Origin of the sequence: Kitasatospora sp. NPDC058406 (assembly GCF_042722765.1) — a bacterium.
Classification (GTDB): domain Bacteria; phylum Actinomycetota; class Actinomycetes; order Streptomycetales; family Streptomycetaceae; genus Kitasatospora.
In genome coordinates, this window is sequence record NZ_JBHXKE010000166.1 from 4,190 (window position 1) to 21,451 (window position 17,262).

The window sequence follows — 17,262 nt, forward strand, 5'->3', positions numbered from 1 at the left end:
CACCGGCCGTGCCCGAGCACCCGCAGGCCGGCCACCGGCCGTGCCCGAGCACCCGCAGGCCGGCCACCGGCCGTGCCCGAGCACCCGCAGGCCGGCCACCGGCCGTGCCCGAGCACCCGCAGGCCGGCCTCCAGCTCCTGCTGCGCCCGGTCCCACTCGGCGAGCCGCGCGAAGAACTGCGGACCAGGCGGTCGACGGCCGCGGCCGGGTCCTGCCCGACGGCACGGACCTCCTGGGCGGCCTCGGCGAAGACCGAGTCCCGTCTGGCCAACACGGCTGTCCCGTTGGCCATTGTGCCTTTGCACGGTAGGCGGCCAAACGGTGCGAGGCAGTTGGCCAACGTGGTCCCGGGATCGGTGCACCAGGGCAAAGGGAGAACCCGGCTGCCGACCAGATCCTGGCTGACCTCTGCCGGGCTTCGACCGTGCTGCGGCTGTGGCAGACTTTCGCCCTCGTCAGCCGAAGGGGTAGTGATCGTGAGCGGTGCGGTGTCAGCCGATGATCCTGACTGGGACCCGGACGAACACGTGCGGTCTGCCCGCTACCGCAGAGCGTTCGACGAGGTGACCACGGAGGATGCAGCCGCCCTCGTCACCCGTGTGCTCACCGACCCCGATCGGGGCATGGCGAACAGCGCCGTCCGCGAGTACCTCGACCGTCGCGCTGCTGCGCTGCTCACCGACCCCGGCTATCCCTCCTGGTGCCTGGAGACGACCGGCCCCGTGGCGGTGGACGACTTCTCCGCCCGGCACCTGCGCGAGTGGACCCTGCTGCGGGCGATGACCATGGACGGGCCGTGGGACCCCGCGACCCTGCTCGCTGCCTCCAACTGGCTTCAGCTCCACACTGCCGAGAAGTCTGCGGCCGAGATCAGGACGAGGGCGGCGCCGTCGGCAGCGAGGAAGCAGCGCGCCACGGCGCTTCCCACCCGGGCCGCCACCACCCGCCGGACCACCGCCTCGGGCACCATGCCCCACGCCCGCAGCGTCGCCTTGGCATGTGCGGCGGGCCCGTTTCGGCGCACGCTCGGGCTACTCATTGCGGGCTCACGGATTCGGCCGCCGAGGCCAGGCGCCGGAGCGACGCGTCCAGGCCAGCCGTGAACGCTGCCGCCTCGTCCGCACCGAACCAGGACCGGGGGAGGGTGGTGTCGAGCCCCCGAGCCCCTCCGGCGTCCTGGTTGCCAGCACCACGAGGAACGGGCCGGGTAGTTGGGAGGGGAACCGCAGCCGGCTCGCGCTGTGGTCGGGCGGGAGGTCGAGCCGCAGAGGTCGGCCAGCCAGGTTGGTGATGCTCAGGGTGACCGCGGCGGTTGCCTCGCCGGTCAGTTCCGCCATCACCTGCGGGGCGGCGAGGAGTTCCAATTCGGGCACGCCGGCGCGCAGTGCGGCGCGGAACTGCTCCAGGATCACGGGTGCCCGGTCGCGGGGGTCGTCGCCGGGGGCGTGCGGGGTGAGGGTGGCGACCGGTCCGGCACCCATGACGAGGCGCTCGCGCGGTACGGCCGGGGCGACCCGTCCGCGCAGGTCCACGGCGGAGACACAGCTCAGTGGGGAGCGTGACGGCCCGACGTGAGGACCCGGCAGCCGAGCGGGCGGTGAGGTAGTCGGCGAGCCGGTCCGGGCCGATCGAGTCGGCGAACTACCTGGCCGCTGGCTCCGGCAGCTCGCGGCTGCGGCGGTCCGGCCGCGGCGTGTCCCCACGGAGCCGTGCGGCGTACTGGAACCAGAGGCGGCGGTGGAGTTCCAGCACGCTCGCGCCGTCGCTGACGGCATGGTGGACGGCAGTGACTACATGACTACCTCGTGGGAACCGTCCGTACCGGGGACGACGGTGACCCGCAGCAGAGGTTCGCCCGGGGGCGAGGCGGTCAGCGGGTCATGGCCGCAGGCGCCCGAGCGCAGCCGGGGCGGCGCAGCGCGCTCGGGCAGCCGCAGCACGAGGCCGCCGGGCCCCGGTTCCAGCCGCGCGAGCAGCACCGGCTGCTCCTCGGCGAGGCGGCCCACCGCCTCCAGAGCGGTGAGGTCCAGGGGCCCTTCGACGGTGGAGGAGATGGCCACCTGCTGCTGCACGGCCGCGAGCAGCGCCTCGCCGACCTCTAGGCATCGTGAGGTAATCATGCCGACTCCATGGCCGCAGGGGCCCGCTCGAAAGGCGAGGCACAGGCCGAAGTCGCCAGGGCGCGCAACCGGCGCGCGGAGCCGGGAAGGGGGCGGGCGCGGTCGAACGCGGCCAGGGCTTCTCGCGGAGGCGGCGCACCTGCTCCTCGGTGCGCGAGCGCGCCCGTTACGTGCAGCAACGGAAGCACCACGGCTGCCGACAATTGCTGCTGCCCGGAGTTGGGCGAGGCCAGGGGGGTGGCCGGCAACCGGGTGTTCTCCTCGAAGACCTCTTCGGCCCGGCGGTAGCGGATGAGGAGGCGGGCCGGGCCCTGGGAAAGACGGCCGTCACCCTCGGCTGTCTCGTTCGTGGCCGCCGCGACACTCCGCCTCACTGGGGCGGCCTCGTCTGGGCGGTGCCGGGCCCGCGGTGTGGGCGACGTTCGCGATTCGTAAGGCCCGGTGTCCAGGGATCCGGCGCGGTCCGTTCCTACAGTGGCCCGGAGGCTGTTCCCGAGCAGAGAGGCGGACCGCGATGACGGTCGACCAGGACGTCCTTTCCAGTGCCGAGGTGGGTGTGATCGGCGGATCCGGGCTCTACGAGCTGCTGGACGACGTGACCGAGGTACGGGTGGACACCCCGTACGGTGAGCCGAGCGACGCGCTGTTTGTGGGTGAGGCGGCCGGCCGCCGGGTCGCGTTCCTGCCGCGGCACGGACGGGAGCACCGGCTCCCCCCGCACCGGATCAACTACCGTGCGAACCTGTGGGCGCTGCACACCCTGGGCGTGCGCCAGGTGCTGGCGCCCTGCGCGGTCGGCGGGCTGCGGCCGGAGTACGGGCCGGGCACCCTGCTGGTGCCCGACCAGTTCGTGGACCGGACCTCGGGGCGCCCGCAGACCTTCTACGACGGTCTGCCGCTGCCGGACGGCACGGTGCCGCAGGTGGTGCACGTGTCGACGGCCGACCCGTACTGCCCGGTCGGGCGGCAGGTGGCGATGGAGGCCGCCCGGGAGGCGGCCTGGGAGCCGGTCGACGGCGGCACGCTGGTGGTGATCGAGGGACCGCGCTTCTCCACCCGCGCGGAGTCCCGCTGGTTCACCGCCAACGGCTGGTCGGTGGTCGGCATGACCGGGCACCCGGAGGCCGTCCTCGCCCGTGAACTCGGGCTCTGCTACACCTCGGTGGCCCTGGTGACCGACCTCGACGCGGGAGTGGAGAGCGGTGCGGGCGTCACCCACGGCGAGGTGCTGAAGGAGTTCGCCCGCAACGTCGACCGGCTGCGCACCGTGCTGTTCAAGGGGGTGGAGCGCCTCCCGGTGGTGCGCGACTGCCCGTGCCCGCACGCCCTGGACGGCCTCACGACCGGTCTCCACGGGGTGCCCGGCGCCTGACGGCCCGATCGCGGAGCCTGACGGCCCGGGCCCGGCGCCGCCACCGTCCGACCAGCGCGACCAGCAGCGCGAGTCCGGCGGTGGCGGCCAGCACCAGCAGCCAGTTGCGCCGATACGGCAGCGGCAGCACGGACGGGTTGCCGCCGTCGTCACCGGCGCGCAGAACAGCCGGCAGGCCGACGGCGGTGACGGCCGCCACGACGACCAGCCAGCCGCGCAGCACCGGCCCGCGCACCAGGAACGCGCCCAGCAGGCACAACAGCGGCACCCACAGGCCGTCGTGGAGCACCAGCCCCCCGAACCCCCAGACCAGGACGTCCACGGGGTCGGTGAGGTACGGGTCGCCGAGCAGCCCGTACAGGCCGTAGCCGATCAGGGCGAGGCCGGCCGCCAGCAGCAGACCGCGGAGCGCGGCGGTCATGCGACGACCTCGATCCGGGCGACCCACTTGGTCTGCAGGACACCGGGCCGGTTCGGCGCGACGATCCGCGCCGGGAACCCGTGGTCCGCCGCCAGCACCTCGCCGTTGACCCGCAGGGCCAGCAGACTGAGCGGATCGTCCGCGTACTGCGCGGGCATCTCCATCACCCGGTAGGGCCCCTCGGCCTCCAGGGAGGTGACCCGGGCGGAGGAGCCGACCGGAGCTCCGGCCCGCGCCAACAGGTCGGCGACCCGCACCCCGCCCCACCGGGCGGCGGCGCTCCAGCCCTCCACGCACGCGATCGGCAACTCCACCTCGTACTGGGGCAGTTCGCCGAGCTCGGCGAGGGTGAGTTCGTACGGCCTGGGCCCATCGACCACGAGGCGCCAGCCGGCCGGCACCGTGAGCGTGCCGGCCTGGGCGGCGGTGCGGTTCACCGGCAGGCCCTGGGCGCCGAGGTCCGGGCGGCGCGGCGCCAGCAGGTCCAGGGCACGCAGCCAGGGCACGGTCTGCCCGGCCGTGACCAGGGTGACCGCGCCGGTCGCGGCGAACACCGAGGAGAGGAACGCCCGGCGCCCGGCCAGTACCGGCGCCGCCCGGCACCACCAGTTCGCCGCGATCAGCGGCGCTTTGACCGCCAGGTGGACCAGCAGCCCGCCGGTGGCCAGCCAGCCCAGCCAGAAGTGGGTCTGCCGGAACGGGAACGGCCACGGGTACCACTGCAGGGTGTTCAGCAGACCGGTGAACAGCTCCAGCAGGACGGCCGCGACCAGGACGGCGATGCCGAGCCGCTCCAGGGCGTGCAGCACACTGCGCGCCGGCGGCCACTCGAACAGCCGGGGGTAGACCGCCCACACCTTCGCGCCGACCAGCGGGATCGCGGCCAGACCGGCGATCACGTGCAGGCCCTGGGTGACGCGGTAGCCGTTCACCGGACGGGCCGGCAGGTGTGGCGCGAGCCAGGCGGGCGGGTCCTGGAGCAGATGGCTGATGAGGCCGGTCAGGAAGCACAGCAGCAGGGCCGCGCCCAGCCACCGGCCCACCACGACCACCGTCCGCGGCTCGTGCAGCGGTGAGGTGAACGTGCCCTCGCGGAACGGCCCGCGCCGCAGGAACGACGGGGGAGCGGGCAGCGGCGGCTCGTAGCGGCGGCGGGCGGCCGGGGTGTCAGAGTCGGCGGGTTCGGATTCCACCCGTCCATCGAAGCGCCCGCACGGGCCCGACCGGTGCTCCGACGTGCTTACGGAATCCGAACGGCGGCCCCGCCGCCCGGCCCGCCGGCCCCCGCCGGTGGGAGGGTGGCCGACGTGATCCCCCGTACCGTGATGCGCTGCCTCCTCGCCCTTGCCGCCCTGGTCACCGCCCTGGCGCTGACCGTCGCCCAGGGGGGTACCGCCCAGGGGGGTACCCTCCCGCGCCACGGCTGGTACCTCCTCGACGTCGCGCTCTTCGCCCTCGCGGTACTGCTGCTGCGCCGGGTGCCCGGCTGGCAGGTGGTGCCGCTGGTCCTGGCGGGCAGCGTCGCGGTGGCCGCCGTCGGGCTCCTGGCCCCGCCGCGGACCAGCGACGACGCCTACCGCTACGTCTGGGACGGGCGCGTCCAGGCCGCCGGGATCTCGCCCTACGCACACACCCCGGACGACCCGGCGCTGGCCCGGCTGCGCGATCCCGGTCTCTTCCCGGCGGGCGACGGCTGCACCGGCTGGGACGAGCGGCGGACCGCGGCCGGGGACTGCACCCGCATCAACCGGCCGGCCGTGCACACCGTCTACCCGCCCGTCGCGCAGGCCTGGTTCCTCGCCCTGCACCCCTTCGGGGGAGGGGTGCGCGGCGTCCAGGCCGCCGGGGCACTGCTGGCGGTGGCGACCACCGGGCTCCTGCTGGGAACGGGGCGGGCACGTTGGCGCGCCGCCCTGTGGGGGTGGTTCCCCGGCGTCACCGTGTGGGCGGTCAACGACGCGCACGTGGACACGCTCGGCGCGCTCCTGACGGTCGCCGGGCTCGGCTGCGCGGCCCGGGGCCGCGCGGTCCGCGGGGGACTCCTCCTCGGCGGCGCGACCGCCACCAAACTGCTGCCCGCCCTCGCCCTCCCCGGGGCGCTGTCCGGCCTGCTGGCCCGCCGCCCGACCCGCCGCGACATCCTGCTCCTCGGCTCCGCGCTGGGCGCGTTCGCCCTCTCCTACCTCCCGTACGTCGAGGCCTCCGGCGCCTCCGTCCTGGGCTACCTGCCGGGCTACCTGCGCGAGGAGGGCTACGAGCAGGGGCACATCGACCGGTTCGGGCTGCTGCGCCTGGTCCTGCCGGACCGCCTCGCACCGTGGGCGGCGGGGCTGGTGCTGGCGATCGTGGTGGCCCGGGTCCTCCGCCGGGGCGATCGGGAGCGGCCCTGGGAGGGCGCGCTGCTCGTGACGGGCACGGCGCTGCTGCTGGTCGCGCCCGCCTACCCGTGGTACGGGCTGCTGATGGTTGCGCTGGTCGCCCTCGACGGCCGCTGGGAGTGGCTGGCCGTCCCTGCTGCCGGCCAGGCGCTCTACCTGACCGGAGGGCAGGGCGCGCAGCAGCTCTCCTACGGGACGGCGCTGTGCGTCGTCGTCGTGGTCCCGCTGCTGCGGCAGTACCTCGAGCGCGGGCCGTCGTGGCGAAGGGCAGTAGCGGCGGCCGGCGGCCGGAAGTGACGAAAGTCTGACGGGCAGGCGCGGACCCTGGCCCGTCGGCCTCCCGGCTGGTCGGATCGCCAGTGTGAGCGAACAGAACGAGGAGGGCCGGGGCACGCCGGTCGGCCGCCGCGTGGTGCTCGGCCTGCTCGGGCTCGGCGCGGCGGGAGTCGCGGCCGGTCCGTACCTCCTGCGCGCCCAGGAGGCGGTGGCCGGCAGGGACCCGACGGGTCTCACCGGCCTGCTGCCGGGAGGCGGCGGCTTCCGGTACTACTCGGTGGTCGCCTCGGTGCCGACCCGGGGCGCGGACACGTACACCCTGACGGTGGACGGGCTGGTGGAACGGCCCGGCCTCTACCGGCTGGCCGATCTGCGGGCGATGCCGCAGCGCAGGATCGTGCGGGACGTGCAGTGCGTGACCGGCTGGCGGGTACCGGACACCCCCTTCGAGGGTGTGCCGCTGGCCCACCTGCTCGACGCCGCCGGCGTCACGGCGGGCGCCCGGGCGGTGCGCTTCAGCTGCTTCGACGGCGAGTACACCGAGAGCCTCACCCTGGAACAGGCCCGGCGGGACGACGTCCTGGTCGCGCTCAAGCTCCAGGACGCCCCGCTCTCCCACGCCCACGGCGGCCCGGTGCGGCTGTACGTGGCCCCGATGTACTTCTACAAGTCGGCCAAGTGGCTCTCCGGGATCACCGTCACCGACACGGTGCGGCCGGGCTACTGGGAGGAACTCGGCTACGACACCGACGCCTGGGTCGGCCGTTCGAACGGACGTGACGATGCGCCGACCGCCTGACCTGCTGCTCCGCTTCACCCGGGCCGGGCGCCTGGTGCACCGCGCCACCGCCGCGCTGACGCTGACCTGCCTGGCCACCGCCGCCTGCCTCTACCTGCCGCCGCTGGCCGAACTGGTCGGCCGCCGCCGGCTGGTGGTCACCGTGCACGTGTGGTGCGGCCTCACGCTGCCGGTGCCGCTGCTGCTCGGACTGGCCTTCCACGCCGTGCGCGCGGACGTGTCCGGGCTGAGCCGGTTCGTTGCCGCGGACCGGGCGTGGCTGCGTGCCGTACGGGCGCGCGCGTCGCACCGTCCGGCGGGCAAGTTCAACGCCGGGCAGAAGCTGTACGCCCAGTGGACGCTCGGGTCGATGCTGGTGATCGTCGGCACCGGGCTGGTGATGTGGCTCGTCCGTCTGACGCCGCCGGCCTGGCGGACCGGCGCGACCTTCGTCCACGACTGGTTCGCGGCGGCGATCGCCGTGGTGATCGCCGGGCACGTGCGGATGGCGGTCCGCGATCCCGAGGCCCGGCGCGGGATGCGGACCGGACTGGTGGACCGGCGCTGGGCCGAGTGCGAGCACCCGCAGTGGGTGCCCGCGCCGGCCCCGCACCAGGAGCAGCCGGACCAGGAACAGGCGGACCGGGGGCAGCCGGTCCGGGGCGGCGGCGCACCCCGCCCGTGAGTCGCCGGCCGAGGAGCGCGCCCCGGCGCGGCGAACGGCCTCAGCGGGCGGGTGGGGCGGCGCACCTGCGCAGGGCGAGGAAGCGCCGGCCGTGGGAGGTCCACCGCTCCGCCTCGTGCAGCCCGGCGCCGCGGGCCCGCCGGACGGCGGCCCCGGCGCCGAGGCGCGCCCAGGCGAACGGCGGCCCGAGCCGGCCGTCCGGGCCCTCGACCCGGACGGTGACGCGCTCGTCGACCTCCTGCGGTTCCACCTCCACCAGCAGCAGCCCGTCCGGCGCGATCAGTTCGGCGGCCCGCCGCAGCAGTGCCTGCGGGTTCCCGCCGATGCCGAGGTTGCCGTCCGCCAGCAGGGCTGCGCCCCAGCGGCCCTCGGCCGGCAGCCGGTCGAACACCGACCGGCAGAGCGCCGCCCCGCCGAGGCCCAGGGTGCGGCTGACGGCCGCCGGTGTGACGTCGACGCCGAGTGCCGGGACCCCGAGGGCGAGCAGCGCGGCGACCAGCCGGCCGGGCCCGCAGCCGAGGTCCACGACCGGCGCGGTCAGGTCGAAGCAGCGCAGCAGCAGGCTGTGGTCGCCGCCAGCGGCGGGTGCGCACCAGCGTTCGATGTCCAGCGGGATCCGGTGGCCGTCGTCGCCCCGCAGCCACAGCGGACCGCGTCCGGTGCGGACGGCGTCGGCGAACGGGTCGTCGATCCATGCCGTCGCGGTACCGCTCAACCCGCCACCTCGGGGGCGGTCCGGAACGAGCGCAGGCGGGCGGCGAACCGGCTGCGCGGTGCCTGGGCGGCGACCAGCCGGGCGTCCTCGACGGTGTCGACGTCGGTCGCCTCGGGCAGCCGGCGGGCCGTCAGGCCGGCCGCCGCCAGCCGGTCGAGGAGCATCCGCCCGGTGTCCGGGGTCGACATCGGCACCCCCAGGAGGAGCCGGCGGGCGAGGTCCTCGGTCGGCCGGGCCAGGCCGAGGGCCCAGAAGCCGCCGTCGGACGCGGGCCCGTACCAGGCGTCGGCCCCGGCCCGGCGCACCGGCGAGAGCGGCTCGGCCAGGGTGGCCGCACCCACCTGCGGGGTGTCCATGCCGACCAGCAGCGCGGGCGCGCGCGGGGCGAGCCGGGCCGCGTGGCCGAAGGCCGCCGCCAGTCGCGCGTCCAGTCCGCCGCCGCTCTGCGGGACCACCTGCCACCCGGGCGGCAGCCAGTGGCCCGGTTCGCCGTCCAGGACCAGCAGGCGCCGCCCGGCCGGTACGGTCGCCAGGGTGTGCAGGGTGTCCACCAGCGCGGCCTCGGCCAGCGCCGCCGCCTGCTCGGGCGTGCAGGCCGGGGTGAGCCGGGTCTTCACCCGGCCGGGCACGGGAGCCTTGGCCATGACCAGCAGGGTGGGCGGCGGTGCGGCCAGGACGGCCCGCATGTCGCGGATCGCCTGCCGGGTGCCGCGCAGTGTGCCGGTGACCTTCGACCGGCCGGCGCGCGGCAGGTAGTCGACGGAGGTCTCGGCGATCCGCATGCCGGCGGCCGAGGCGGCGAGCACCATCTCCAGCGGGTACCCGGAGCGGCGGTCGCCCAGCCCGAGTGCGAGCAGGCGTTCCCGCCTGGCGGCCCGCATCGGCCCCAGGTCGTGCAGTGGGGCGCCGGTGCGGGCCCGCAGGCGGTGGGCCAGCACGGTGTTGGCGAGCCGGGCGTGCAGGGGCCAGGCGTTCACGGTCGCAGGCCGGCGGCGGCCGAGCACGAGGTCGGCGCTGCCGTCGGCCACCGGAGCGGTCACCCGGGGCAGTTGGGCGGGATCGAGGGAGCCGTCGCAGTCCATGAAGCAGACCAGTTCGGCGGTGGCGGCGAGGAGTCCGGCGTGGCAGGCGGCGCCGAATCCGCGCCGGAACTCCTCGAGCACGGTCGCCCCGAGCGATCGGGCCAGCTCGGCCGAGCCGTCGCGCGAACCGTTGTCCACGACGATCGCCCGCCAGCCCGGCGGGATCCGCCCGAGCACCCAGGGCAGGGCCGCCGCCTCGTCGAGGCAGGGCAGCACGACATCGACACCGGAGGATGGAAAAGGAGGGGTAACGGAGGTCACGCCGGTCACGCTAGGGGCCGTTCGGCCCCGCGCGGCGGCGCCGCAGCCTTACGGAAGTCGAACGTCGCGCCGACGGCCCACCGGGGCGCCGTTGCGGCAGCTCCCCGAATCTTACAGAGGTCGAACGGAACCCGGCCGCGGCGTCCGCACCGGCGCGGGGGCACCTATCCTCGACGGGGTGAACGAGCCCTCCGCCACCACCGGACCCCCGGCCGCCGGCCGCGTCCTGGTGATCGACGACGACCCGACCGTGGCCGAGGTCGTCGCCGGTTACCTCGCCCGAGCCGGCCACCGCGTCGACCACGCCGCCGACGGCCCGCAGGGGCTCGCCCTCGCCCGCGCCCACCGCCCCGACCTGGTGGTCCTGGACCTGATGCTCCCGGGCACCGACGGCCTGGAAGTGCTTCGGCGCCTGCGCGACCAGGACACCAGTGCGCAGCTGCCGGTCGTCATGCTCACCGCCAGAGGCGACGAGGCAGACCGCATCCTCGGCCTGGAACTGGGCGCCGACGACTACGTCACCAAGCCGTTCAGCCCGCGCGAGCTCGTCCTGCGAGTCCAGTCGGTGCTGCGGCGCGCGCGGGCCGGGGCGCCGGCACCCGGCACCCCGGCCGGGCCCGTCCGCTCCGGCGACATCACCCTCGACGGGCCGGCCCGTCGCGCCCACCGCGCAGGGAACGAACTGTCGCTCACCGCCAGGGAGTTCGACCTGCTGGCGTTCCTGCTGCGGCACCCCGGCACGGTGTTCTCCCGGCAGGAGCTGATGGCCCGCGTCTGGGGCTGGGACTTCGGCGACCTCTCCACCGTCACCGTCCACGTGCGGCGCCTGCGCGAGAAGATCGAGGACGACCCCGCCGCGCCGCGGCTGATCAGCACGGTGTGGGGCGTCGGCTACCGCTACGACCCGGCGCAGCGCGCCGAGGAGGACCGCTCGTGAAGGACCTGCTGCTGATCGCGCTGTTCGCCGCCCTCGGCGCCGGCGGCGCGGGCCTACTCGGCTGGCCCGCCGTCCGGCTGCTGCGCCGGCGCTCGATGGCGCTCTCGTTGTTCTGCGTCGCCGTCGTCACCGTGCTCGCCGTCACCTCCGGGACCTTCACCGTCGCGCAGGCCATGTTCCTCTCCGCCCACGACCTCGGTGTCGTGATCACGGTCCTCGCCATGGCCGCCGTCGTGTCCCTGTGCACGGCCGCGCTGCTGGGACGGCAGGTGGTCGCGGGCAGCCGGGCGCTGACCGAGGCCGCCAGGACCGTCGGCAGCGACACCGGCTTCACCGCGCCCGCCCACCCGCTGGGCCGTGAACTGGCCCAGCTCAGCGGCGAGCTTGCCGCCACCAGCGCCCGGCTCGCCGAGTCCCGGGCCCGCGAACAGACCCTCGAACAGTCCCGGCGGGAGCTGGTCGCCTGGATCTCGCACGACCTGCGCACCCCGCTGGCCGGACTGCGGGCCATGGCCGAAGCATTGGAGGACGGCGTCGCCGAGGAGCCCGAGCGCTACCTCCGGCGGATCCGCACCGAGGTCGAGCGGCTCACCGGCATGGTGGACGACCTGTTCGAACTCTCCCGCATCCAGGCCGGAACCCTCTCCCTCTCGCTCTCCCGGGTCTCCGTCTACGACCTGGTCGACGACGCCCTGGCCGGCGCCCACGCGCTGGCCCGTCAACGGGGTGTCCGCCTGGAGGGCCGGCAGGTGGAGCCCGAACCGGTCGAGGTCGACAGCCGGGAGATCACCCGGGTGCTGGGCAATCTCCTGGTCAACGCGATCCGCTCGACACCCCAGGACGGCGTGGTCGCGGTGTCCGCACGGCGGGAGGCGGACGAGGTGCTGCTCTCCGTCACCGACGGCTGCGGCGGCATCCCCGCCCAGGAACTGCCCCGGGTCTTCGAGACCGGCTGGCGCGGCACCGCGGCCCGCACACCCCGCCCGGCCGAGGCCGGCGGCAGTGGCGCGGGCCTCGGCCTCGCCATTGTCCGCGGCATCGTCGAGGCCCACGCCGGGCGCGCCCGCGTCCACAACGTCGCCGGCGGCTGCTGCTTCGAGATTGCCCTGCCGTCCGCCCGCGGCTGACCTCACACCCGCAGCGGCGCGGCGGCGAACTCCGCCATACCCCGGTCGAAGGACACTCGCGGCAGCCAGCCCAGCTCGGCGCGCAGCCTGGTCGAGTCGGCCGTGACGTGGCGCACGTCGCCGAGCCGGTACTCGCCCGTCACCACCGGCGCCGGGCCACCGTGGGCCGCGGCCAGCGCGGCCGCCATCCCGCCGACGGTGCGCACCTCGCCGCTGCCCACGTTGTATGCCCGCGCGCTGCCCGGCGGGCGGTCGCCCACGGCCGCCAGCGCCGCGAGGTTGGCGGCGGCGACGTCCTCGACGTGGACGAAGTCCCGGCGCTGGCAGCCGTCCTCGAAGACCCGGGGCGCCTCGCCCCGGGCGAGGGCCGACCGGAAGAGCGAAGCCACCCCCGCGTACGGGGTGTCGCGCGGCATCCCGGGCCCGTACACATTGTGGTAGCGCAGCGTCAGGACGGCTCCGCCGCAGGCACGCGCCCAGGCCGCGGCCAGGTGTTCCTGGGCCAGCTTGGTCACCGCGTAGACGTTGCGAGGGTCGGCGGGCGCGCTCTCCGCGACCAGACCCGGCCGCAGGGGAGCGCCGCAGACCGGGCAGGGCGGCTCGAACCGCCCGGCGTCCAGATCGGCGGGCCGCCTCGGCCCCGGTGCCACCTCGCCGTGCCGCGCACAGACGTAGCGGCCCTCCCCGTAGACCACCATGGACCCGGCCAGCGCCAGCCGACGGACGCCGGTCCGCGCCATCGCGGCCAGCAGTACCGCGGTACCGAGGTCGTTGCAGCCGACGTACTGCGGCGCGTCGTCCAGATCCAGTCCCAGTCCGACCATCGCCGCCTGGTGACAGACCGCGTCCACCCCGGCGAGCGCCTCCTCGACCGCCGCCGCGTCCCGGACGTCCCCGCGCCGGAAGTCGACACCCGGGGGCAGCACGGGCGCCCTCCCGGCCGGATGGACCGCCGGCAGCAGGGCGTCCAGGACCCGCACCTCGTGCCCGGCCGCCACCAGGGCACCTACCACCGACACGCCGATGAAACCGGCACCGCCGGTGACCAGGATTCTCATGCCGCCGACGCTAGCGGCCGATCGCACCTGCGGCCCATTGGCACGGGACGGTGTCACGGATCGGTAAGACCCGCGTGCCGCCCAGCGATGGGAGGGCCGCACTTCGGGTGGCGATGGCCTCGGTTGGTCACGATCCGCCCGGCCCGTCGACGCGTCAAGGAAGCGTCAACGGACCAGTAGGGTTTCGGCTGGTGTGCCGGGAAGTCTGGTCGGCGAGCAGGGGACAGTCCTCTTCGCTCATCGAGGATTCCGGGGATCTCTCGCAGTGCCTGGCGCATGCTTCACTCCGCTTGTTCTACGACTTCCTCATGGAGGAGGGGCTGCGGGAGTCGAACCCGGTCGGCCGAGGGCGCTACACCCCCGGCGGGCCCAGGCCGGCCATCAGCGGGGACTGGTGCCGCGGCTGACCAAACTGTCGTGGATCCCCGCTGAACAGCAGTGGCTGCAGATCCTGGAGGTGGCCCGGCGCGAGCCGGTGGTGGGTTCGTGATCCGTCTGTTCCGAGCTCCGGTGACGGGGCAGGGCGATCGGCGGTGGCAGGCGCCGTGGCACCGTGCGCTGCGCCGGCGGGCACGAGGTGGGAGGCCGTGCGGTCGTCGGCCGCGGCCGCCAGGGGTCGGTGATCGGGCTTTGTCCACAGGAGGAGGCGCCGGAGGGGTCCGGCATCCTGTGTCGTTATACGACCCTTGCCTTTCGTGTTCTCTGGCCGTTGCCGGGCCGGGGAGGTCGAGCCCGTGGGCCCATGCTCGTGGAAGTGGTGCCATATCAGTTTGATAACGGCCCGGGTCCCGGCGGGCACCCTGATGCTCCCTCTCCACAGTCGCGTTCCCGCAGGGACAGTGAGTTGACGTTCACGACGGTGCCCGTGCGTGGCGATCGCGGCCGAACTGAGACGGACGACACCGCCGCGAAAGCGCCGTTGCAGGCCGTCGACAGGGTGATCGGGGAGGAAGACGCATGATCGGGGAACCCGGGCATCCACGTACCGCGCCCGGCACGGCGAGAGCAAGTGCTTCCGCCGCTGCTTCAGCCAGGAGGCCGCCGACAGCCGCTACATCTGCCTGCCCAGGTCGGACGCCTACGCCTTGGCACGTGATGCCGAAAACTGCGAGCGCCCTGGCTCCGACCTTCCTGTCCTGGGCGGCGCATCACCGCTGGGTGATCCCCGGGCCGTCAACCCGGCCGACCGCCCGCCGGTCCGAAGGGGCGCCGCATCACTGCGACGGCCACCGATCAAGCCCCGGCGCCCGATCCGCTGAGGCCAGGCACCGTGCGCCGGCTTGGGGAGCACGACCACGGTTCGTTGGGCCGACAGGGTCCCCGAAACGAACATCAGCCCGCAGCAAGCACCTTCCGACCACCCGGCTCCGCCGACTGATTCCGAGGAACTCATGCGTGTCCACAAGCTCGGTTTTGCCGCTCTCACTGTTGCCGCAGGTCTCTCGCTGACGGCCTGCCAGAACGGCGGCGGCCAGGCCCAGGGCAGTCCTCCGTCTGCGCAGGTCGCGTCCACCGCGCCGTCCGTGCCAGCGGCATCTGTCACACCGACTGAGCCCGCAGGGCCCACCCCAGGTGGTAGTGCGGACCGTGGAGGTTCCGGCCAGGGCGGCGCGACGGGTTCCAAAGGGACGGGTACGTCCGCCGGGACCGACTCCACCAGCACTGGCAAGATCGGCGAGTGCCGAACCGACGAGTTGGAGATCACGGCCGCGGACCGCGGTATCGGCCGGCACGACTACGCCACCGTCGTGGTGGAACTGAAGAACCGCGGCGGCCGGGACTGCGTGATCTCGGGGTATCCGGGCGTCGACCTGAAGACCACCTCCGGGCAACTGTCTGCCATGCGTACTGGTGAACAGGTCGTCCCGGGCATCCTCAGGACCGGCAAGTCAACCTTCTTCGGCATCTACTACCCCGGCAACGCGAGCGGCTCCGGCATCCGCGTCACCGCGCTGATCGTGACGCCGCCGGACGAGACGAAGGCGGTCACCCTCGACTGGCCGGGCGTCGGCCCGCTCCGCGTCACGGAGGGTATGGACTCCCCCGTGAAGGTCGGCGTGATCGGGGGGTCTGTGGATTGAAGGGCTCCTCACAGACCGGGGTAGCCGGTGATCGCTTTGACTCGCCAACCGTTTCGGCCGGTCGACAGCGGCGGGCTGGCGTTGTGCGTTGTCGACCCGTTGGGCGAGGGTACGCGAGGCTTCGCCGGGCTGGGGCCGCCGAGCCGGTCCTGCTCGGAGAAGGGGTGGTGCCCGGCTCTGCGGGCCGTCGTCCACCGCGCAGGCTGTGGCACCGCGCCCGCGGACGGCGAATGCCGGTAGTGAGGAGCCGCCCTCCCGCGAATCCGCTGTCGTCCGAAAGTGCGCGGGAACCGGGTCGGCGAGGTGACCGCTCCGCCGACCACCGACTCTCCAAGGACCCTTATGGCAATCTTCCTCACGACCGCCTTGACCGACTCCGCTCGCTGCGACCTACTCACCGGGGACGTGGCCCGGCGGGACGCGGCCGAGGTACTGACACGTGGACACGGCCGGACAACTCACGGACGCAGTTGCCGGACGTTGACGCGTCGGCGGGCCAGAGCGAGCACGGCCTGGGCATGTTTCTCCCCGCCCGCGCCCTTCCGGTCGTGGAACGCGCGCGAGTTCGGATCGCAGCGGATGCTTACGAACGCCGAGGCGTAGAAGACGCGTTGGAGCCTGTGGTAGTAGGCCGCCGAGCTGGTGCTCGCGAAACCGGCCCTCGATGAGTTTGTCCGTCTGACGATCTGCTCGTTGAGGGCATCACCCTCCTCGGCCAGGGTGTGGACCAGCCTGGCGACGGTCTTCTCCCCGGAGACGGCGGTGTGCTGGCGCCGGGGCACTTCAGCCGTAACGCAGCGCCGCAGGACGACGGACCGGCGCCGTGGCCGGAGTGAGGTTCCGTCCTGCGGGTGGATGTTCTGGACATGTGGACGCGGAGGAAGCGTCCGGCTCGCCCCGCGGTGGGCCGGTTCCCCGGAGAACCGTCGATAACAGGTGGGTGACAATCCGGGACGGGGAGCGGGGTGGCCCTTCTTACTGGTAGCGGGCTCTTACCGAAGTCAGACGTGCGAGGGAGAGCCGGGCGGATGTATCCGCCCCACCGCTTGTCGCAGGCCGCTGTGTTGCAAGGCCGCCGTCACTTTCCAGCTCCAAGGATGGTTCATGTCCCAGCGTCACAGTCACAGCCGTCGCGTCGGTGCACTTCTGGCGGCCGTATTGGTGGTGGGAGGCGTGTCCGTCGGCCCCACCGCGGCCGCGGAGTCCACCACCATCCCCTTCGGCGACGGCTTCGAGTCCGGCAACACCGGCATGTGGCCCCGCAAGGGCATCGACGGGAAGGGCGCGGTGGACGTCGTGGCGGCACCCGGCGGACACGCCGGCAAGGCCGTTCGGTTCACGATGCCCGACCAGGGCAACTCCTACCGCACCGAGATAGCCACCAGCCGCCTGCCGTACGGCAGCTACCGCTACACCTTCTCCAACTACCTGCCGCAGGACTGGATCTCCTACGAGGCCCAGACCATCGTGTCCCAGTGGCACGGCGGCGAAGGCACCTCCCCGGCCGTCGTCCTCGCGGTCAAGGCAGATCGGTGGATGATGATCGTCCACTGGATCGTGGGCGCGGGCCTCCTGAACGAGATCAAGTACGACCTCGGACCCGTACGGCTCGGACGCTGGAACCGGTGGTCCTTCGACATCACCTGGTCCACCGCCACCATGCCCGGCTCCATCACCGCCCGGCTCGACGGCACCCAGGTGGGGTCTCATCTGGGCCCCAACAGCTACAGCCAGACCACCAACGCTCCGCACCGCGACACCGCTCCTTATCACAAGATCGGCCTGTACCGACCGAACTGGAAGGCCGAGAAGGGATATGTGAACGGTGGGACGTCGCCCGTGGCCATCTACTACGACGACATCTCCATCACCCCCATCTCCCCGGCCTTCGGCAGCCCGACGGCCGTGCCGTCCTCCGTCGTGCCGTCCTCAGCCACGCCGGTCCCCGCCACATCCCCGAAGCCCGCCTTG

Annotated in this window: 16 protein-coding genes and 2 pseudogenes; 8 read left to right on the forward strand and 10 right to left on the reverse strand. The window is 73.9% G+C overall.

The window, feature by feature from the left end; genetic code table 11:
- Positions 1 to 835 precede the first annotated feature (835 nt).
- The 3 genes from ACFWOG_RS27630 to ACFWOG_RS27640 are packed head-to-tail and all read right to left on the reverse strand — an operon-like array spanning position 836 to position 2,120.
- The gene (locus tag ACFWOG_RS27630) at positions 836 to 1,039 is read right to left on the reverse strand and encodes a hypothetical protein (protein ID WP_380361366.1); all 204 of its coding nucleotides are present in this window, start codon (positions 1,037 to 1,039) and stop codon (positions 836 to 838) included.
- 7 nt (positions 1,040 to 1,046) lie between these two features.
- Positions 1,047 to 1,775, reverse strand: coding sequence for a hypothetical protein (locus tag ACFWOG_RS27635; RefSeq protein ID WP_380361367.1), 729 nt, complete (start codon positions 1,773 to 1,775; stop codon positions 1,047 to 1,049).
- 15 nt (positions 1,776 to 1,790) lie between these two features.
- Complete coding sequence (locus tag ACFWOG_RS27640) at positions 1,791 to 2,120, reverse strand: hypothetical protein (RefSeq protein WP_380361368.1); 330 nt, start codon at positions 2,118 to 2,120, stop codon at positions 1,791 to 1,793.
- Positions 2,121 to 2,634: 514 nt separating this feature from the next.
- On the opposite strand from ACFWOG_RS27640, the gene ACFWOG_RS27645 reads away from it, so the two are divergent.
- A complete protein-coding gene (locus ACFWOG_RS27645) occupies positions 2,635 to 3,492 on the forward strand; it encodes an S-methyl-5'-thioadenosine phosphorylase (RefSeq protein ID WP_380361369.1) in 858 nt (285 codons plus the stop codon).
- Here the strand turns inward: ACFWOG_RS27645 and ACFWOG_RS27650 are convergent.
- On the reverse strand, positions 3,458 to 3,913 hold the full coding sequence (locus tag ACFWOG_RS27650) for a hypothetical protein (RefSeq protein ID WP_380361370.1): 456 nt from the start codon (positions 3,911 to 3,913) through the stop codon (positions 3,458 to 3,460). The two genes, ACFWOG_RS27645 and ACFWOG_RS27650, sit on opposite strands and share 35 nt — an antisense overlap.
- Positions 3,910 to 5,106, reverse strand: coding sequence for a molybdopterin-dependent oxidoreductase (locus ACFWOG_RS27655; RefSeq protein WP_380361371.1), 1,197 nt, complete (start codon positions 5,104 to 5,106; stop codon positions 3,910 to 3,912). The genes ACFWOG_RS27650 and ACFWOG_RS27655 overlap by 4 nt, the downstream gene beginning before the upstream one ends.
- 114 nt (positions 5,107 to 5,220) lie before the next feature.
- Between ACFWOG_RS27655 and ACFWOG_RS27660 the strand changes: the two genes are divergently transcribed.
- From ACFWOG_RS27660 to ACFWOG_RS27670, 3 genes are all read left to right on the forward strand, one after another.
- Positions 5,221 to 6,588 carry a glycosyltransferase 87 family protein gene (locus ACFWOG_RS27660; protein WP_380361372.1) on the forward strand — a complete coding sequence of 456 codons (1,368 nt, stop codon included), beginning with the start codon at positions 5,221 to 5,223 and terminating at the stop codon, positions 6,586 to 6,588.
- Between the two features lie 64 nt (positions 6,589 to 6,652).
- Positions 6,653 to 7,366, forward strand: coding sequence for a molybdopterin-dependent oxidoreductase (locus ACFWOG_RS27665; RefSeq protein ID WP_380361373.1), 714 nt, complete (start codon positions 6,653 to 6,655; stop codon positions 7,364 to 7,366).
- Positions 7,350 to 8,030 (forward strand): cytochrome b/b6 domain-containing protein, encoded by a 681-nt coding sequence (locus tag ACFWOG_RS27670; protein ID WP_380361374.1) that lies wholly within the window; start codon positions 7,350 to 7,352, stop codon positions 8,028 to 8,030. Before ACFWOG_RS27665 ends, ACFWOG_RS27670 begins: the two co-directional genes overlap by 17 nt.
- Positions 8,031 to 8,070: 40 nt before the next feature.
- Here ACFWOG_RS27670 and ACFWOG_RS27675 read toward each other — a convergent pair whose 3' ends face one another.
- The 3 genes and pseudogenes from ACFWOG_RS27675 to ACFWOG_RS27685 all read right to left on the reverse strand — a co-directional run.
- Complete coding sequence (locus ACFWOG_RS27675; RefSeq protein WP_380361375.1) at positions 8,071 to 8,745, reverse strand: SAM-dependent methyltransferase; 675 nt, start codon at positions 8,743 to 8,745, stop codon at positions 8,071 to 8,073.
- Positions 8,742 to 9,389: a DUF2064 domain-containing protein gene (locus ACFWOG_RS27680; RefSeq protein ID WP_380361381.1), complete on the reverse strand. Its 648-nt coding sequence runs from the start codon at positions 9,387 to 9,389 to the stop codon at positions 8,742 to 8,744. Before ACFWOG_RS27680 ends, ACFWOG_RS27675 begins: the two co-directional genes overlap by 4 nt.
- Positions 9,369 to 10,088 (reverse strand): annotated as a pseudogene (locus ACFWOG_RS27685) (glycosyltransferase family 2 protein); the annotation flags it as partial. The gene ACFWOG_RS27680 and the pseudogene ACFWOG_RS27685, both read right to left, overlap by 21 nt.
- A gap of 178 nt (positions 10,089 to 10,266) precedes the next feature.
- Between ACFWOG_RS27685 and ACFWOG_RS27690 the strand changes: the two are divergent.
- Together ACFWOG_RS27690 and ACFWOG_RS27695 are read left to right on the forward strand one after the other, a co-directional pair.
- Positions 10,267 to 11,025 carry a response regulator transcription factor gene (locus ACFWOG_RS27690; protein ID WP_380361376.1) on the forward strand — a complete coding sequence of 253 codons (759 nt, stop codon included), beginning with the start codon at positions 10,267 to 10,269 and terminating at the stop codon, positions 11,023 to 11,025.
- Complete coding sequence (locus tag ACFWOG_RS27695; RefSeq protein WP_380361377.1) at positions 11,022 to 12,152, forward strand: sensor histidine kinase; 1,131 nt, start codon at positions 11,022 to 11,024, stop codon at positions 12,150 to 12,152. Before ACFWOG_RS27690 ends, ACFWOG_RS27695 begins: the two co-directional genes overlap by 4 nt.
- Positions 12,153 to 12,154: 2 nt before the next feature.
- Here the strand turns inward: ACFWOG_RS27695 and ACFWOG_RS27700 are convergent, their stop codons facing one another.
- Complete coding sequence (locus tag ACFWOG_RS27700) at positions 12,155 to 13,210, reverse strand: NAD-dependent epimerase/dehydratase family protein (RefSeq protein ID WP_380361378.1); 1,056 nt, start codon at positions 13,208 to 13,210, stop codon at positions 12,155 to 12,157.
- Between the two features lie 1,391 nt (positions 13,211 to 14,601).
- On the opposite strand from ACFWOG_RS27700, the gene ACFWOG_RS27705 reads away from it, so the two are divergent.
- Entirely contained in the window at positions 14,602 to 15,291 is a 690-nt protein-coding gene (locus ACFWOG_RS27705) for a DUF4232 domain-containing protein (RefSeq protein ID WP_380361379.1), read from the forward strand.
- 458 nt (positions 15,292 to 15,749) lie between these two features.
- Here the strand turns inward: ACFWOG_RS27705 and ACFWOG_RS27710 are convergent.
- Positions 15,750 to 16,076: pseudogene (locus ACFWOG_RS27710) on the reverse strand (IS110 family transposase); the annotation flags it as partial.
- Positions 16,077 to 16,464: 388 nt separating this feature from the next.
- Here ACFWOG_RS27710 and ACFWOG_RS27715 point away from each other — a divergent pair.
- Positions 16,465 to 17,262 (forward strand): heparin lyase I family protein (locus ACFWOG_RS27715; RefSeq protein ID WP_380361380.1); only part of this gene is annotated, 798 nt, incomplete at its 3' end.

Bases quoted from the DNA above. Each gene is read 5' to 3' on its own strand.
- ACFWOG_RS27630 (WP_380361366.1), bottom strand. From the start codon at position 1,039: ATGAGTAGCCCGAGCGTGCGCCGAAACGGGCCCGCCGCACATGCCAAG.
- ACFWOG_RS27635 (WP_380361367.1), bottom strand. From the start codon at position 1,775: ATGCCGTCAGCGACGGCGCGAGCGTGCTGGAACTCCACCGCCGCCTCT.
- ACFWOG_RS27640 (WP_380361368.1), bottom strand. From the start codon at position 2,120: ATGATTACCTCACGATGCCTAGAGGTCGGCGAGGCGCTGCTCGCGGCC.
- ACFWOG_RS27645 (WP_380361369.1), top strand. From the start codon at position 2,635: ATGACGGTCGACCAGGACGTCCTTTCCAGTGCCGAGGTGGGTGTGATC.
- ACFWOG_RS27650 (WP_380361370.1), bottom strand. From the start codon at position 3,913: ATGACCGCCGCGCTCCGCGGTCTGCTGCTGGCGGCCGGCCTCGCCCTG.
- ACFWOG_RS27670 (WP_380361374.1), top strand. From the start codon at position 7,350: ATGCGCCGACCGCCTGACCTGCTGCTCCGCTTCACCCGGGCCGGGCGC.
- ACFWOG_RS27680 (WP_380361381.1), bottom strand. From the start codon at position 9,389: ATGGCCAAGGCTCCCGTGCCCGGCCGGGTGAAGACCCGGCTCACCCCG.
- ACFWOG_RS27700 (WP_380361378.1), bottom strand. From the start codon at position 13,210: ATGAGAATCCTGGTCACCGGCGGTGCCGGTTTCATCGGCGTGTCGGTG.
- ACFWOG_RS27705 (WP_380361379.1), top strand. From the start codon at position 14,602: ATGCGTGTCCACAAGCTCGGTTTTGCCGCTCTCACTGTTGCCGCAGGT.